The organism is Parafrankia sp. Ea1.12, from assembly GCF_900465275.1.
GTDB lineage: Bacteria > Actinomycetota > Actinomycetes > Frankiales > Frankiaceae > Parafrankia > Parafrankia soli.
The window spans coordinates 1-15,748 of sequence record NZ_UBIZ01000521.1; the positions used below are offsets into that span (position 1 = coordinate 1).

16 protein-coding genes are annotated in these 15,748 nt (G+C 70.5%); 9 read left to right on the top strand and 7 right to left on the bottom strand.

Annotation, left to right across the window (positions count from 1 at the left end; all coding sequences use genetic code 11):
* Nucleotides 1-134: 134 nt before the first annotated feature.
* From FMEAI12_RS30440 to FMEAI12_RS30460, 5 genes are all read right to left on the bottom strand, one after another.
* Nucleotides 135-1,334, bottom strand: a complete 1,200-nt coding sequence (locus FMEAI12_RS30440) for a cytochrome P450 (protein ID WP_112108752.1) — start codon at nt 1,332-1,334, stop codon at nt 135-137.
* Nucleotides 1,335-1,419: 85 nt separating this feature from the next.
* Nucleotides 1,420-1,608, bottom strand: a complete 189-nt coding sequence (locus FMEAI12_RS30445; protein WP_112108753.1) for a ferredoxin — start codon at nt 1,606-1,608, stop codon at nt 1,420-1,422.
* Nucleotides 1,609-1,686: 78 nt separating this feature from the next.
* A complete protein-coding gene (locus FMEAI12_RS30450) occupies nt 1,687-2,919 on the bottom strand; it encodes a CaiB/BaiF CoA-transferase family protein (protein ID WP_112108740.1) in 1,233 nt (410 codons plus the stop codon).
* Between the two features lie 98 nt (nt 2,920-3,017).
* Nucleotides 3,018-4,718 carry an OB-fold domain-containing protein gene (locus FMEAI12_RS30455; RefSeq protein ID WP_112108741.1) on the bottom strand — a complete coding sequence of 567 codons (1,701 nt, stop codon included), beginning with the start codon at nt 4,716-4,718 and terminating at the stop codon, nt 3,018-3,020.
* A gap of 34 nt (nt 4,719-4,752) precedes the next feature.
* Nucleotides 4,753-5,925 carry an amidohydrolase family protein gene (locus tag FMEAI12_RS30460; protein WP_112108742.1) on the bottom strand — a complete coding sequence of 391 codons (1,173 nt, stop codon included), beginning with the start codon at nt 5,923-5,925 and terminating at the stop codon, nt 4,753-4,755.
* A 106-nt stretch (nt 5,926-6,031) separates the two neighbouring features.
* On the opposite strand from FMEAI12_RS30460, the gene FMEAI12_RS30465 reads away from it, so the two are divergent.
* Nucleotides 6,032-6,337 (top strand): hypothetical protein, encoded by a 306-nt coding sequence (locus FMEAI12_RS30465; RefSeq protein ID WP_235014830.1) that lies wholly within the window; start codon nt 6,032-6,034, stop codon nt 6,335-6,337.
* A 16-nt stretch (nt 6,338-6,353) separates the two neighbouring features.
* On the opposite strand, the gene FMEAI12_RS30470 is transcribed toward FMEAI12_RS30465, so the two are convergent.
* Nucleotides 6,354-7,214 (bottom strand): mycofactocin-coupled SDR family oxidoreductase, encoded by an 861-nt coding sequence (locus FMEAI12_RS30470; protein ID WP_165938868.1) that lies wholly within the window; start codon nt 7,212-7,214, stop codon nt 6,354-6,356.
* 150 nt (nt 7,215-7,364) lie between these two features.
* Here FMEAI12_RS30470 and FMEAI12_RS30475 point away from each other — a divergent pair, with 150 nt between their 5' ends.
* The 8 genes from FMEAI12_RS30475 (at nt 7,365) to FMEAI12_RS38815 (ending at nt 14,340) form a co-directional block, all read left to right on the top strand.
* Nucleotides 7,365-8,828: an aldehyde dehydrogenase family protein gene (locus FMEAI12_RS30475; RefSeq protein ID WP_112108744.1), complete on the top strand. Its 1,464-nt coding sequence runs from the start codon at nt 7,365-7,367 to the stop codon at nt 8,826-8,828.
* A gap of 25 nt (nt 8,829-8,853) precedes the next feature.
* Nucleotides 8,854-9,774, top strand: coding sequence for an SDR family oxidoreductase (locus tag FMEAI12_RS30480; RefSeq protein ID WP_112108745.1), 921 nt, complete (start codon nt 8,854-8,856; stop codon nt 9,772-9,774).
* Entirely contained in the window at nt 9,752-10,228 is a 477-nt protein-coding gene (locus tag FMEAI12_RS30485; RefSeq protein ID WP_112108746.1) for a VOC family protein, read from the top strand. Before FMEAI12_RS30480 ends, FMEAI12_RS30485 begins: the two co-directional genes overlap by 23 nt.
* Nucleotides 10,229-10,610: 382 nt before the next feature.
* A complete protein-coding gene (locus FMEAI12_RS30490; protein ID WP_235014832.1) occupies nt 10,611-11,222 on the top strand; it encodes a TetR family transcriptional regulator in 612 nt (203 codons plus the stop codon).
* A 68-nt stretch (nt 11,223-11,290) separates the two neighbouring features.
* Nucleotides 11,291-12,091, top strand: a complete 801-nt coding sequence (locus FMEAI12_RS30495; protein WP_112108748.1) for an enoyl-CoA hydratase/isomerase family protein — start codon at nt 11,291-11,293, stop codon at nt 12,089-12,091.
* A gap of 267 nt (nt 12,092-12,358) precedes the next feature.
* The gene (locus tag FMEAI12_RS30500; protein WP_112108749.1) at nt 12,359-13,396 is read left to right on the top strand and encodes a zinc-binding dehydrogenase; all 1,038 of its coding nucleotides are present in this window, start codon (nt 12,359-12,361) and stop codon (nt 13,394-13,396) included.
* A 41-nt stretch (nt 13,397-13,437) separates the two neighbouring features.
* On the top strand, nt 13,438-13,869 hold the full coding sequence (locus FMEAI12_RS30505) for a nuclear transport factor 2 family protein (RefSeq protein WP_112108750.1): 432 nt from the start codon (nt 13,438-13,440) through the stop codon (nt 13,867-13,869).
* Nucleotides 13,870-14,226: 357 nt separating this feature from the next.
* Nucleotides 14,227-14,340, top strand: a complete 114-nt coding sequence (locus FMEAI12_RS38815) for a DUF4235 domain-containing protein (RefSeq protein ID WP_235014834.1) — start codon at nt 14,227-14,229, stop codon at nt 14,338-14,340.
* A 171-nt stretch (nt 14,341-14,511) separates the two neighbouring features.
* Here FMEAI12_RS38815 and FMEAI12_RS30515 read toward each other — a convergent pair whose 3' ends face one another.
* Entirely contained in the window at nt 14,512-15,612 is a 1,101-nt protein-coding gene (locus FMEAI12_RS30515; RefSeq protein WP_112108751.1) for a DUF6461 domain-containing protein, read from the bottom strand.
* Between the last annotated feature and the right edge of the window lie 136 nt (nt 15,613-15,748).

Sequence of the window (15,748 nt, forward strand, 5' to 3'; positions counted from 1 at the left end):
GCATGGGACGCGCGGAGGAGTACGCCCAACTCGCCCAGCAGATCGCCGAGAACGTCTCCTCAACGGCGAGACGATCCGCCTGGACGGCGCCCTCCGCTTCACACCCAAGGGCGCTTCCTGACCGCCGCCGCCCGCTAGCGCGCCCAGACGACCGGAACCGTGTCGGGGCCGGAGCTGCGGCCGAGCTCGGTGATGACGGCATCGTCCGCGAGGCGGTAGTCGGGGATCCGCTTGTGCCACTCCTCCAGCGCGATCGCCAGCTCGTGGCGCGCGAGGTGCGAGCCCAGGCAGCGGTGCGGGCCGGCGCCGAAGGCGATGTGGTTGTTCGGCTTGCGGTCGATGAGCACCTCCGCGGGGCTGGCGAAGGCGGAACCGTCGCGCGTCGCCGCCTTGATCGGCAGCTGCACCATCGATCCGGCCGCGATCGGGCAGCCGGCGACCTCGATGTCCCTGGTGACCTTGCGCGCCGGGATGGTGAACGCGTAGGCCCGCAGGATCTCCTCGATGGCCGACGGGATCAGCGCCGGGTCCGCCACGATCCGCGCCCGGTCCTCGGGGTGGGTCGCCAGGTGGTAGAGCGAATAGCCGAGCGCGGCCGCGACGGTGTCCAGACCCGCCATGAACATGAAGAAGCAGTAGGAGAGGACCTCGTCGTCGGTCACCGGCCGGCCGTCGACCTTGAAGGCGATCGCGTGGCTCACCAGGTCGTCCCCGGGCCTGCGCCGGCGATCGGCGATGACCGAGCCGAAGTACTCGTACACCGCCGCCATCGCCGTCGTCCGGTTGTGGGCGATCTCCTCCGGCGTCGAGCCGTTCGAGTGCAGGATGTTGGCTTCCCAGGCCATGAACCGGTCGAGGTCGCCGACCGGGAGCCCCATCAGCTCGAGGAAGATCGTCGTCGGGTAGTGGAACGAGAAGTCGGTGATCACGTCGCAGGACCCGCGGTCGGCGAACGACTCGATGAGCCCGACCGCCCGCGCCCGGATCCGGTCGTCGAGCCCGTCGATCGCCCGCGGCGAGAAGTACGGGCCGAGCTGCCGCCGCCACTGCCGGTGCTCGTTGCCGCCGAGCATGTGCGGGATCCAGCGGTAGCTGGGATCCGGCTCCATGACCGTGACCGCCTGGGTCGAGAAGGTGTCGGTGTCCTGGTAGGCGCTGAGGATGTCCTCGTACCGGGTGAGCACGTAGTAGCCGTTGGCGAAGGTGTTGCGCACCACCGGCGCCTCGTCGCGCAGCTGGTCGAAGAAGGCGGTCCACTCTCCGACCGGACGCTGTTCGTGGGGTGAGTAGGTCACGGCCGGGCACCGGCTCGGCGCCGGGTCGGTAACAGACATGCGGACTCCCTCCGTCGCTGGGTGATGGCGATCCGGTTGGTGGGCGGCCGGGCTGCGGCCGCCGAAGGACGCGGTCATCGCCGGGTCATTGCGCCGTGATGGCCCGCTCGGGGCAGGAGGCCGCGGCCTCGCGCGCCGTGTCCTCGCCCCCCGCCGGCACCTCGAACTCGGGGCGCAACGCGTAGCCGCTGTCGTCGATCTGGAACAGGTCCGGATCGGTCCCGTAGCAACGCGCATGGCCGGAGCACTTGTCCATATCGATAGTCACCCGCACCGAACCTCTCCTCTCCGCCTCACTGTGCACATTCGCGCAGGTCACCCGCTCGCGCGCGGCGCGCGTCGGCGCCCGTCATCAGGTGATCGCGCCGGCCAGCTTGAGCTCGATCAGCCGTTCGTCGCTGAGCCCGAAATCGCGCAGGACGTCGTCGGTGTGCTCGGCGAACAGCGGCCCGCGGCGCAACGCGACCGCCTGCTCGTCGAACTGCACGGGGCTGGTCACCAGCTCCCTGGGCACGCCCTCGGCGTCCTCGACCGTCGCGATCATGCCGTTGGCCCGCAGCGAAACGTCGTTGGCCACGCCCCAGGCGTCCTGGACGACAGCCCACTGGCCCTCGATGTGCGCGAGCCTGGCCAGCCAGTCCTCGAGGGTCCGCCCGCCGATGATCTCCGCGACGATCTCGGCCGCCACGGGCGCCCGGTCCATCAGCTTCTCGACCGTGTCGAACCGCTCGTCGGAGACGAGCTCCGGCCGCCCCGCGACCTCGCAGAACTCCGCCCAGTAGCGACCGGGCTGCAGCATCGAGAACAGCAGCCACCGGTCGTCGGCGGTGCGGTAGGGGCCGACCAGCGGGTTGCGCGCCGAGCCGTGCCGCGGGGCGGGCGGCCGCGGCGGCGGACCGCCGGCCATCAGCGCCAGGTTGACGGTGAACTGCGTCGCCCAGGCCCCGACACCCAGCAGGGACACGTCAACGACCGAGGTCTCCCCCGTGGTGGCGCGGGCGAACAGGGCCGCCGCCACGCCGCCGGCGATGGTCATGCCGCCGATGTTGTCGCCGAACCCGCCCGCGGGCATCGGGGCCAGCCGGTCGGCGCCGGGCGGGGTGGCTCCCGCGCCGCCGCCCGCGCGGGCCCAGAAGGCGGTCATGTCGTAGCCACCCTTGCCCGCCTCGGGGCCGCGGGTGCCGAAGCCGGAGCCACGCACGTAGATGATCTCCGGGTTGACCTTGCGGACGTCGTCGAGCTCGATCCGCAGCTTGGCGCGCGCGTCGGGCAGGAAGTTGGTCAGGAAGACGTCGCTCTGCCTGACCAGCTCGTCGAGGAGCTCGCGGGCCTGCGGGTTCTCCAGCGCCAGCCCGACGCTGCGCTTGCCCCGGTTCGGGCCTTCGACGATCGGCGAGAAGCTGCTGCCCTTCGCGATCGCGTCGACGCCCAGGACGTTCGTGAGCCCGCGCTGGCCGTCGCCGCGCACGGCGTGCTCGACCTTGATGACGTCGGCGCCCCAGTCCGCCAGGATCGCACCCGCCGCCGGGACGAAGGTGAACTGGGCCACCTCGAGCACTCGGATGCCCTGCATCGGTAACTGCATGGTTCTCTGGATCTCCTCGGTTCCGGCTGTGCTCCCGCGAAGCGGGCGGTCGATCGGTCCGGTCTGTCGGTCGCTCGGCGATGGAGCTCGACGGCGGGTCAGGCCCGTCTCAGCAGCAGCGCACTGCCCGGCGCGCCACCGCCCGTGCTGACCAGGGCCACTTCGGCGTCCGCGACCTGCCGCCCGCGCGCCTCGCCGCGCAGCTGGAGCATCGCCTCGCGGACGAAGCCGAAGCCGTGCAGCCGCCCGGCGGAGAGCTGGCCGCCGTGCGGGTTCAGCGGCAGCCGGCCGTCCAGGGCGATCCCCCGGCCCTCGTCGATGAACGCGCGCGCACCGCCGGGCTCGCAGAAGCCGAGCCCCTCGATCCAGGACAGCGCGTTGAACGTGAAGCCGTCGTAGAGCAGCGCGACGTCGACGTCGTCGGGACGCAGTGACGACCGGGTCCACAGGTGGCGCGCGGGTCCCCGGGTCTGCGGCTCGTGGGTGAGGGTGTCCTGGTCCCAGCTGATCCGCTCGAGGATCTGGGTGCCGACCGCGTCGACCAGCACCGCGGGCCGCGGGCGGTCGGGGGCGGTCTCGACGGCCGAGACGACGACGGCCACGGCACCGTCCACCGGGACGTCGCAGTCGTAGAGGCCGAACGGAGTCGAGACCAGCCGCGCGGCGAGGTAGTCCTCGATCGTGAACGGGTCGCGGTACACGGCTTCGGGGTTGCGGCTCGCATTGTCGCGCGCGGTGACCGCGATCCAGCCGAGCGTCGACCGGTCGCCGCCGTAGCGGTGGAAGTAGTGCGAGGCCTGGAGCGCTATCCAGTTCGCGGCCGACATGGCACCGTACGGCGCCCGCTCCTCGAACATGCCGGTGGCCCGGCCGGCCGGCGCGTCCCACCTGCCGGCGCGGACGAGCGCGGCGTGGGAGGACTCCCACACCGTCCGGAAGCACAGCACGTGGCGACACAGCCCCGCGGCCACCGCCAGCATCCCCGCGATGATCGCCCCGGCCTGACCCGGGGTGTCCCCCGCGCCGTTGATCCAGGTCGGGTGCAGCTGCAACGCCTCGGCGAGCGGTGCTATCCCGCCCTCGGACATGCCCGGCCCACCGACCCGGCCCGGGTAGGTGGACAGCCCGTCGATCTCGTCGAGCGTGAGCCCCGCGTCCTCGACCGCCGCCAGGCACGCCTGGACGGTGAGCTCGAGCGGATCGACCATCAGCCGGCGGCCCACCCGCGACTGGCCGACGCCGGTGAGGGCCACCTTCTCCTCGAACCTCGCCGGCGACACCGGCCTCGCGGGCGCCGTCAGCTCGCGCGGCTCGGGCACCGCGAGCATCTCGCCCGCACGGTCGGGATCCGGTTCGAACAGCGGGAGGTAGACGTCGTCGGCCTGCTCGAACAGCACCCGCACCGCCAGGCCGACGCGCACGTCGCCGGGCTCGCAGTTGACGATGTTGGTGGTCAGCCGGACGCCGTCGTCCTCCGCGAGCGCCACCACCGCCACCACGTACGGCGGCGGGAAATCGGGTAACCACTGCTGGTGGTTGACGGTGAACCCGGCGACCACCCCACGACCGGAGACCGCCGCCATCGTCACCGCGCCGCCGCGGCAGACGCGGCAGCGCGGCAGCGGCGGATGGGTGTAGGCCCCGCAGTCCCCGCACCGGAGGATGCGCAGCACACCGTCCGCACCTGACGTCCAGAACTCGCCGCTGGCGAGCGTCGGCTGTGGCCGCGGCCGCGTGACGGGAGCCGCGCCGGTGGAAGCCGCGCCGGTAGGAGATGCGCCGGTGGGAGGCGCACCCACGGAAGCCGGGCCCGCGGCAGGGGCTCCGGCCCGCTCAGGAACGCGGGAAGTCGAAGACGTCACGGGCGTTGAGCTCAACGATCTTGTGGGCCTCGTCGTCGGGCACGTCGAGGAGTGACTCGGCGATCACCTTGCGGCTGTTCGGCCACATGGAGTCCGAGTGGGGGTAGTCGATCTCGACGCAGATCCGGTCGACACCGATCGCGTGCCGGTTGGTCAGCCCGAACCGATCGTCGATGTAGCAGCCCCAGAAGTGCTTCCGGAGCAGCTCGCTGGGGCGGGTGTCGAAGTCGATGGGCTGGTAGTAGCGGTGGCGGCCCCAGACCCAGTCGGTCCGCTCGGCGATGTAGGGGAGCCAGCCGATACCGCCCTCGGACAGCATGAACTTCAGGCCCGGGTGCTTCTGCAGCTGCCCGGAGAACAGCAGGTCCACGGTCGACCACATCAGGTTGGTCGCGTAGAGGGCGAACGACGTCGCAGGGGGTGCCTGGCCGGGCGCGGGCGGGTTGGGCGAGAGCGCGGCGGCCGAGAAGTTGAAGCCGGGCACGAAGCTGCCCGAGCCGAAATGCAGGCTCACCGGGATCCCGGTCTCCTCGAGGACGTCCCACAGCGGACCCCAGTGGTCGTCGTGGAACGACGGCAGCCCGAGCGGGACCGGGCTGTCGGGAAACGAGACGGTACGGGCACCCTTGGCCGCGACCCGGCGCAGTTCGGCCACCGCCTGGTCGAGGTCCCACAGCGGGAGCAGGGCGAGCGGCACGAACCGGTCGGGCGCCGACGCCGCCCACTCGTCGATGCTGAAGTCGTTCCAGGCCCGCACGCAGGCCAGCCCCAGTTCGGGATCCTTGGCCCGCATGAACACCCGGCCACCGAAGCCGGGGAACGACGGGAAGCAGCAGGCGGCCTGGATCCCGTCGAGGTCCATGTCCTTGACCCGCTCGACCGGGTCGTAGCAGCCCGGGATCATGTCGTCGAAGCGCAGCGGCTCCATCCCGAACTCCTCGGGCGTCTTGCCGGCGACCGCGTTCAGCCCGATGTACGGGAAGACCTGGTCCTCCATGTGCCACACGTGCCGGCGCTGCTCGTCCTCGACGATGCGCGGGCCCGCGTCCAGGAACTTCCGCGGGAGCCGATCGGCGAAGACCCGCGGGTGTTCGATGAGGTGATCGTCGACCGAAATGATCTGCATGTAGTCCTGGAGTGGCATCCAGCGTCCCTTCAGGTCCCCTCGATTGTGCTGTCGATCATATAACCTATTGTACTACATCGCACGATAGCGCCACTGGTACAGCCCGCGTTCCACCCGAGGAGCGATGCATGGAGAAAGAGCCGACCAGACCCTGGACGACGACCACGACCTGCTGAACTTCGGCGAGACGGGCGGCCGGCTGCGGGCGGAGATCGCAGCCGTCGAGGCCGCGCTGGCCGCGGCAGAGGATGCGGATGCGGGTGAGCGGCGTGCCGCCGCCGAGGCCCGCCTGACGGCCCTGCGCGCCGCGCTGGCGCGCAACAACCGGAACGCGGCGGCGAGGCCCGGCGAGACCGACTTCCTCGCCTACGTCCCCCCCGGCCGGGCCGACCCGCCTTCCGACGGGACGGCCGCACCTCCCGAGGAGTGACGCGTCGGGCGGGCCGTCAGAAGGCGGGCACCTGCGGCCGCAGCTTGACGTAGCCTCCCGCGTCGACGCGGAGCTGGGTGCCGGTGATGAAGCGGGACTCGTCGGAGAGCAGGAAGAGGACCGCGTCGGCGATGTCCTCGGGCTCGACGTACGGGTCGCCTGTCGCGGTCATGGCCGGGAACGACGGCAGCACGTCCTCGAGGGTGGGCTCGGCCAGGTCCGGGCGGAACGCTCGGTACATGACGTCGTTGTTCAGCATGTCGGTGTTGACGTTGGTCGGGTGGACGGCGTTCACCCGGATGCTCTGACCAGCCAGGACGACGGCGAGGTCGTGGACCAGCGACGCCACCGCCCGCTTGGCCCAGGCGTAGCCCAGGCCGCCGGACCCCTTGGCCGCGTTGTCCAATGTGCCGGGGATCAACGCGGCCAGGCTTCCCGTCGCGACGATCGAGGCCCCGGGCTGCAGGTGGGGCAGGGCGACGTCGACGGCGTTGAAGACGCCTCCGAAGTCGACGCTGACCGCGTCGACGAAGGCCTGCGGCGCCGTCGTACCGAGCGGGCAGATGCCGGCCTGGGCCACCACGCCGTCCAACCGGCCGAACTGGGCGATGCCCTCGGCGACGGCGGCGGCCAGCGCGGCCCGGTCGCGGACGTCGGCGATCTGCGCGACGACGCGGCCGCCGCGCTCCTTGACCAGGCGGGCCGTCTCGTCCAGGTCGTTTTGGGTCGCCATCGGGTAGGGCGTGGAGGCGATGTCGGCGCACAGGTCGACAGCCACGACGTCGCCTCCCTCCGCCGCGACCCGGACGGCGTGCGCCCGACCCTGGCCACGCGCCGCACCGGTGATGAAGACGACCTTGCCGTCCATGCGTCCCACGGATGTGCTCCTGTCCCTTGTGCCCGAGGACGCCGCGCCCCTCGCTGACCTCGGCCCGACCCCACGCGAGCTGCTTGCCTTCGCCTGTGACTGCCGCCATACTAAAATAGTTCAATCAATTATTCTAGTGTTCTAAGAGGGTGGTATCCGATGTCGGCGCTGACCTACCAGCTGTACATCGACGGCGCATGGCGGGACAGCGACGGCGACGGCGTCCTCGAGGTCCTCAATCCGGCGACCGAAGAGGTCATCGGCGCCGTCCCCGACGGAACCGTCAGCGACGTCGACCGGGCCGTCGCCGCCGCCCGGCGGGCCTTCGACGAGGGCCCGTGGCCGACGCTCAGCGCCAACGAGCGCGCCACCGTGCTGCTGCGCATGGCCGACGTGATGGAGCGGCGCGTCGACGAGCTCAAGGAACTCAGCGTCCGAGAGGCCGGCTCGACGCGTGCCCTGGCCGACACGCTGCAGGTCAGCGTCCCACTTCACCACTTCAGAGATATGGCCGAGCGGGTGCTGCGGCAGTTCCCGTTCGAGCGGGCGATGCTGCCGACGGTCGGGCCGACGCTCGCCCAGGGGGTCGTGCGCCGCGAGCCCTACGGCGTCGCCGCACTCATCTCGGCCTACAACTTCCCGCTCTTCCTCAACATCCTCAAGCTGGCCCCGGCACTGGCCGCGGGGTGCACGGTCGTCCTCAAGCCGGCGCCGACCACCCCGCTCGAGGCGTTCGTCCTGGGCGAGATGGCCGACGAGGCCGGCCTGCCGCCCGGCGTGCTCAACATCGTGAGCGGCGGCATAGCGGCCGGCGAGGCGCTGACCACCCATCCCGGGGTCGACATCGTCAGCTTCACCGGCTCCGACACCGTGGGCCGGCTGGTCTACGCCCAGGCGGCGCCGTCACTGAAGAAGGTCGTACTCGAGCTCGGCGGCAAGTCCGCCAACATCATCACCGCCGACGTCGACCTCGACCTCGTCGTCCCGACGATCGTCAACGGCATGACCACCCACGCCGGCCAGGGCTGCAGCCTGCTGACCCGGACGCTGGTGCACCGCTCACGTCTCGACGAGCTCGTCGGCCTGGTCAAGCAGAGCCTTGATCACATCACGGTCGGCGACCCGGCCGACCCCGCCACGACCATGGGACCGCTGATCAGCGCGGCCCAGCGGGCGAAGGTCGAGAGCCTCATCTCCGCCGGCCGCGCCGAGGGCGCCCAGGTCGCCTACGGCGGGGGCCGGCCCGCCCATCTCGACAAGGGGTTCTTCGTCGAGCCGACGCTGTTCGTCGATGTCGACAACTCGATGACGGTCGCCCGCAAGGAGTTCTTCGGCCCGGTCGGCGTCGTCATCGCCTTCGACGACGACGACGAGGCGGTCCGGCTCGCCAACGACAGCGAGTTCGGGCTCGGCGGCGGGGTCTGGGCGCAGTCCCCGGTACGCGCCTACGAGATCGCCAAGCGGCTGCGCACCGGAATGATCTACATCAACGGCGGCGGTGCGGGCTCCAGCCCGCACACCGCGTTCGGCGGCTACAAGCAGAGCGGGCTCGGCCTCGAGCGCGGCGAGTTCGGCCTCGAGGAGTTCCTGCTGTCCAAGAGCATCATCTGGAGCGCCCGCTGAGCGGGCCGGAGACGCGGGCGAAATCATGAACCTGATCGGCACCAGTCGAAAATCATTAGCGGTGATCACCGGCACCTACGGCGGAACGGGCCGCGCCGTGGCTCGGCGGCTCGGCGTGCGCTACCGGCTCGTCCTCTCCGGCCGCAACGAGGTCGCGCTGGCCGCGCTGCACGACAGCCTCACCGAAGAGGGCTACGACATCGCCCTCTCCGTCGCCACCGACGTGGCGAGCCCGGAGAGCGTCCAGCGGCTCGCCACAGCGGTGGGCGAGGCCGGCGCCCTGGGCACGCTGGTCCACACGGCTGGCCTCTCCCCCGCCCTCGCCGGCCCGCGGACGATCGTCGAGGTCAATCTCCGGGGGACGGCACACCTGCTCGACGCGTTCCTGCCGCTGGCCGTCCCCGGCAGCTCGGCGGTCTGCATCGGGTCGGTGGCGGCCCACACCTTCAGCTCATCGGCCGAGGTCGACGCCGTGCTCGACGACCCGCACGCCGGTGGCCTCGCCGTCGAGCTGGAGCGGCTCCTGCTCGCCGCCGACCCGAACCCGACCCCCTACTTCTTCGCCGTGCGCGCCTACGGAGCGTCGAAGCGCGGGGTCCTACGGCTGGTCGAACGGTCCGCCGGTGCCTGGGCCGAGCGCGGTGCCCGCATCCTGTCGGTCTCGCCAGGCACCGTGCTGACCCCGATGGGTCGCCAGGAGATGGCGGCGAACCCGCTGGCCGCCGCGGCCGCGGAGGTGACCCCGCTGCGGCGGCTGGGCATGCCCGCCGACATCGCGGCCGCGATCGACTTCCTCGTCTCCGACAGCGCCAGCTACATCACCGGGTGCGACCTGCGCGTCGACGGCGGCATCGTCGCCGCCAGGCGTCATCCGGCCGCCGCCCCCCGTCCCGCCAGCCAGCCGACTCCTGTGAGCGAGCCTCATGTCACCCTCGATCCAGCCTGAGAACTTCTTCCAGCTCGGCTACGTCACCCGCGACCTGGAGGGCGCGATCGCGCGGTTCCGGGACGACCACCAGGTAGCCGAGTTCCGCCGTATCGACACCACGGAGCCGGGTGGACCGCCCGGCTCGCAGATCGCCCTCGCCTACAGCCGCGGGGTGATGGTGGAGATCATCGAACCGGTACCCGGCCGTGAGGGCATCTACCTCGACGCGCTGCGGCCCGACGGCGGCGTCAGCCTGCACCACCTGGGCTATCTCGTCGACGACGTGGCCTCGCTCGACGAGCTGGCCGAGCGGTTCCAGGCGGCGGGCATCGAGATCCCGATGCGTTTCTCGCAGCGGCTGGGACTGTCGGCGATCTACGCCGACACCCGCCCGGGGATCGGGCACTTCAGCGAGTTCGTGTTCCGCCACGATGAAGGCAGGGAACTGTTCGCACAGCTCCCCCGCCACTGAGGGTAGCTGTGCGTCTCGCCGCGACATCGACCCTCCGCCCTAGACCACCCACGAATCGTCGACGACCTGCGGACCGGCCACCGACGTCAGTCGCTACGGAATCGACGTCGAGACCGCCCGCGGGCTCATCCAGGATCTGACGAAGATCGTCGATTCGCTCCAGCGCGGCGCCTGACCGCCACCGTTCACCGCCGTGCCGGCGACCGGGCCGAGCGAGCTCGGAACGGTTGCCCAGGCCACCGCCAGGGGCGAACACCTCACCCGAGCGTGCCGGCTCGGCGTATGTCCCGGGCCGCCGCGTCGGACTCTGCGCCAAAAACTGCACTCAGTACCACTCTGGACATCGCCAAGCAGTTATGGTGCGGGGTACAGTGCAAAAGTGATGGCTGAGGCGTCTGGAGAGCTGGGGCTCCGCGAACGCACCCGGCGGGCCGTACGGGCCGAGCTGGTGTCCGTCGCGATGGACCTGTTCGCCCGCAAGGGTTACGACGCGACGACGATCGATGAGATCGCGGCCGCCGCCGGAATGTCCCGCAGCACCTTCTTCCGCTACTTCACTTCGAAGGAAGACGTCGTACTCGGCCACCTGAGCACCCTCGGCCGACTACTCGTCGACGCCCTGGCGAAACGGCCCGCGGATGAGGATGCCTGGACGGCGCTGCGCCGGGCCTTCGACGTTCTCCTCGCCTACCACGCAGGCGATCCACAGGGCACCCTCGGCCTGCGACTCATGATCGACGGCAGTCCCGAGCTGCGGGCCCGCAACCTGGAAAAGCAGTGCCGGTGGCACGACCCTCTCATCCCCCACATCGCCGACCGTCTTGGCCCCACTTCCACCGAGGCCGGTATCGACGCACGCCCCGAGGCGATCATCGGTGCCGCGCTGGCATGCCTGGAGGCAGCGAACAGGGCCTGGAGGGCAACCGACGGCCAGGCGCCCCTCGACAAGGTCCTCGACGACGTCATGCGCACCGTCCGCCCCGGAGCCTTCTGACTCAGCGCAGGTCGTCACGTACCGGTGGGAACGGCATATCCGGCCTCGATCATACGAAGGCGGTCATCGTGGAACCATCCGTGCTGCTGGAGCAGCGGGGCGCGGTGTCGATCGTGACGCTGAACCGGCCCGGCCGCCGCAACGGCGTGACCGTTCAGATGTGCGAAGAGCTCTATGAAGCGCTATCCCCCGTGCCCGCCAGTGATGCACGCGTCGTTGTGCTGCGTGGCGCGGGCAACGACTTCTCGGTCGGCGCTGATCTCACCGGCGGTCACTCGTCGGAACCGGCGACGCTGGAACGGCTCGGCGCCGTGTACCACGCGTCGACGTTGCTGCACACGATGCCGCAGCTGACGATCGCCGCGATCGACGGTGGCTGCGCGGGCGCGGCGATGGGATGGGCGTGCGCGTGCGACTTCCGGTTCGCGTCCGAACGCGCCAGGTTCGCGACCGGTTTCCTGAAAGTCGGCGTGTCCGGGGACATGGGTCTCGTCTGGTCGCTTGCGCGGCTCGTCGGCGCGGCCCGTGCTCGCGAGCTGCTGTTCTTTCCGGAGAAGGTGACGGCGCAGGACGCGCTCGCCTTCGGCCTCGTCACCCGGCTGTTCCCGGCCGACACGCTGCACGACGAGGTGCTCGCGCTGGCCGACGAGCTCGCGGGCCACCATCCGTTCCCGCTGCGGATGATGAAGGCCAACGTGCTGTCTGCCGAGCGGATGGACATGGCGGAGTACATCGAGGTCGAGTCGGCGCGCCACCTGCACGTCACGGCGAGCCCGTCGTTGCTGCCGGCACGATCATCTCAGTCGGGAACCGGAACCCGACGAACTCCGACTCAGGCGACGGCGGACGGGCCGCGACGCGACTCGTGATCCGATCCTGACTGGCCCGGCCCCAGATGACGACACCTCGCTCACCGGGAGCGCGGACGTGGCCATTGAGTCGAACCCGGCACCCCGCACCGCCACGGTACCCAGAACCACAACTGGTTCTTGATGTCCAGGGTGGTACTGAGTGCCGTTCTAGGCGTAGGGTCCTGGTGCCAACGCGAGGTCACGGCGGAGGCAGCCCGGGTGTCCCACGCCTCGTGCCGCCGAGAACACCGGCAGGTTTCGGCTCCGGAGCAAGGGAGCACAGGCATGGGTCGTGCGATTGTTTTCAACGGTGACCGGACCTGGGAGGAGCGCGACCTGCCGGTGCCCGATCCTCAGCCGGGCGGCGCGGTGCTGCGGGTGGAGGCGACGGGCTTGTGCCACGGCGACGTCGACCAGTTCCACGGCATCGGTCGCACCCCGAGAGGCGGGGCGTTCCCCGTGGTTCCAGGCCATGAGGTCGTCGGACGGATCGAGAAGATCGACGCGCGGGCAGCCGAGGAATGGGGCGTCACGGAAGGAGACCGGGTCGCCGTCCGCACGATCGTCATCACCCCCGAAGGCGGCACCCGCGCCTACGGGATCGACTTCTCGGTGAAGGAGGGCTCCGGTCTCTACGGCGGTTACGCCGACTACATGGAGATCCTGCCGGGATCCGCGGTCTACCGCCTCCGGGAGGACCTCCCCGCGGCGGAGCTCACGATCTTCGAGGCGTTGTCCTGCGCGGTCACGTGGGTCCGCCCGGTCAAGGACGGTCACACCGTCGTCATCGAGGGACCCGGCCACATGGGCCTGGCCACCGTCGTCGCGGCCCGCGCCGCGGGCGCTGGCACGATCGTGGTCACCGGCCTCTCGCAGGACCGGTCCCGGCTCGACTGCGCCCTGCAGGTGGGCGCTGACCACGTGATCGACGTCCAGACGGAGAACGCCGCGCAACGCCTCGCCGACATCACCGACGGTCGCATGGCTGACGTCGTGATCGACGCGGCGTCCGGGAGCTCGGTGACGGTCAACACCGCGATGGAGCTTGTCGGCAGGGGCGGCCACATCGTCATCGCCGGGCTGAAGGACGAGCCGGTGAACGGCCTGGACAGCAACTCGATCCTGTTCCGGGGGATCACCATCGGTCCCGGGGCCGGACTCGACGCGGCCCGCGCGGTCGCGCTCATCAACGACGGCCAGGTGCCGACCGCTGCGCTGGCCGGCGAGACCTTCCCGCTCGATCGCTTCGAGGACGCCTTCGCGCTGCTGGACCGCCGTGTCCCCGGCCGTGACGCGGTGCGGGTGTCGCTGCACGTCTCGTGAACAGTTCGCCAGTGAAAGCCGGCAGTGAGAGGAAGTCCCTGATGGACCTGCAGACGTTATCCGACAAGATCGAGATCAACGAGGTTCTTACCCGGTATGCCCGAAGCTGCGACTCGAGGGACTGGGATCTTTTCCGGACGCTGTTCACCCCTGACGCGTTCCTCGACTACAGCTCGGTGACGTCGGCGGTCGGCTCGCGTGACGAGGTCGCCGCCTGGCTCGAGGAGGGGCTGGGCAGGACGCCGTGGACGCAGCACTTCATCAGCAACGTGGAGATCGACCTCGACGGCGACAGGGCGAAGGTTCGGGCGATGTTTTACAACCCGATGCTGCTGCCGGGGATGACCGAGCTGAGCTACTGCGGCGGCTACTACCACCACGACATGGTGCGGACGCCGCAGGGATGGAAAAGCGAGCGGCTCGTCGAGGAGAACCTGTGGTTCGTGAACCATCCAGGGGCACCCACACCCTGACGCCAGCCTCCGTCTAGCACACAAAAACACCCTCCTTCGCCGAAGTGGACCATCGCTGCCTCCCCTCCCGGGCTCTCGACAACACCAGCCGCCGTCCTTCGGCCGCCGGGCAACGGTCGTCGATCGGCGTGCTCGCGGCCGTAGCCATGCTCGCGGCCGCCGGCACGGTGCTCATGGTCGTCCTGCGCGGGAAGCGGGGGTGAGCAGAGGCAAAAAGATCGTCTACAAGCCGGTCGGCATGGTCGGCGGTCTGCTGGCCGGAGCCGCCTCGGGATTCCTCGTGCGGAAGAGCTGGGCGGCGATCTCCGGTGAGGAGGAGACTCCGACGCGCTGCGCCTCGATCACGGCTTCGCAGAGGTGGTCCTCGCCGCGGCCCTGCAGGGCGCGGTCTTTGCCGCCACGAGTGCCGCGATCAACCGGCTCGGCGCGCTCGGATTCCGGCGCGCGACCGGCGTATGGCCCAGCGACTGAACCTCAAAGATCTGAGCCCCCAGCCGCCGTCGACGCCAGCCCAACATTCATGATCGCTCGGAGCGGCCACCGGACTACCCGGCAGATCATCGTGCCCGCGCCGACGGGCAGCCTGGTCCGGGCGCAATGGTGAGCATTTGGTCGCCAGTGCGGCCACAGGCGACAGAGCCCTCATGAGCGGAGGCAGGATATCGCCGCGGCCGACACAGCCGGATCGGACAGGGCCGGCAGGTTCACGCCCAGACGGTAGAGCGCGGTGCGTACGGCGACGTCCGGGTCCGGATACAGCGCGCCACGCAGGGCCTGCGCCAGCCAGCCGAACAGGTTGCCCCGATGGCGTTCGGCCTCGGTCATACCGGGCGCCGACGAGTCATTGAGCGACCAGCTCACCGTCGACGACCGTCGTAGCCAGGCGCGTACCTCCCTGCCCAGCGGCGAGGTCACCGGAATCTGGCGGAAACGGCCGGCCTCGGCATCAGCCAATGCCCTGGCGAGACCCGGCGTGCCCGCGACGCCAAGGTGATCGGCGATGCGCCGTACCTCCGCGACCGCCGCGGCACGTTTGGCGGCAGGGGAGGCGCCGGCGACGGCTTCGACAAGGGCGACCTCGTGGGGCTGGCAGGACGTCGGATCCGTCGGCAGGGCGCTGCCCTCCGGCGCGGCGCTGGTGAACCAGGGCTCGAACTGGGCAGACAGCATCGGGCCCGTCACGGCGTCCAACGTCGGCAGGACGCCCGTGACGATGCCGGCCAGCACCACAGCTCGCGCGACCGGGTCCATCGCGGCGTCGACATTGATGTCCGGAGCCTCCGGATCGACCGGGGCAAGACCGGCTTCGGCAAGGTGGGCGCGGAACCGTCCGGGCTCGGCCCCCGACACACAGTCCATCCGCCCGGGGTCGAACGCGATCAGTTCCGTCCCGTCGACGGCGTACGCGAAGCGCGGGTAAGCGTAGTCGTGACGGAGTACTGCCACCGCTTCAGTACCTCGGGAGATGGCGGCCAGCAGCGTCCCAGCGGCCGCGAACCCGTTCGGTTCGAGGACCACCGTCCACCCCTGCAGCTCGACAGCGCCAGCCAGCTGCGGATAGCCGGCCAGGTACGAGGTCTGTCGCTCGAACATCTCGCTGGGACGAAGCTCGGTGAACGTGTCCGGATAGCCGCCCATCCGCCGCAGCGCGCCGGCGGCATCGACCCCGCGGACGAACGTGAGACAGAAGATCTCGCCGAGGGCGTCGCAGAGCCACTCGGCGTGTAGCCGTCTCCTGACCATCCTCGAACACTAGTCGCGGTAGGGACCGTCCTTACGGACGGCCCCCCGCACAGATCCCAGCGAGCGGAACTACCGCACTGGGCTCCCGCCTCGGGTGCTGGCGTCGAGCCGAACGGTAGGCAGGGGATGTCGGACC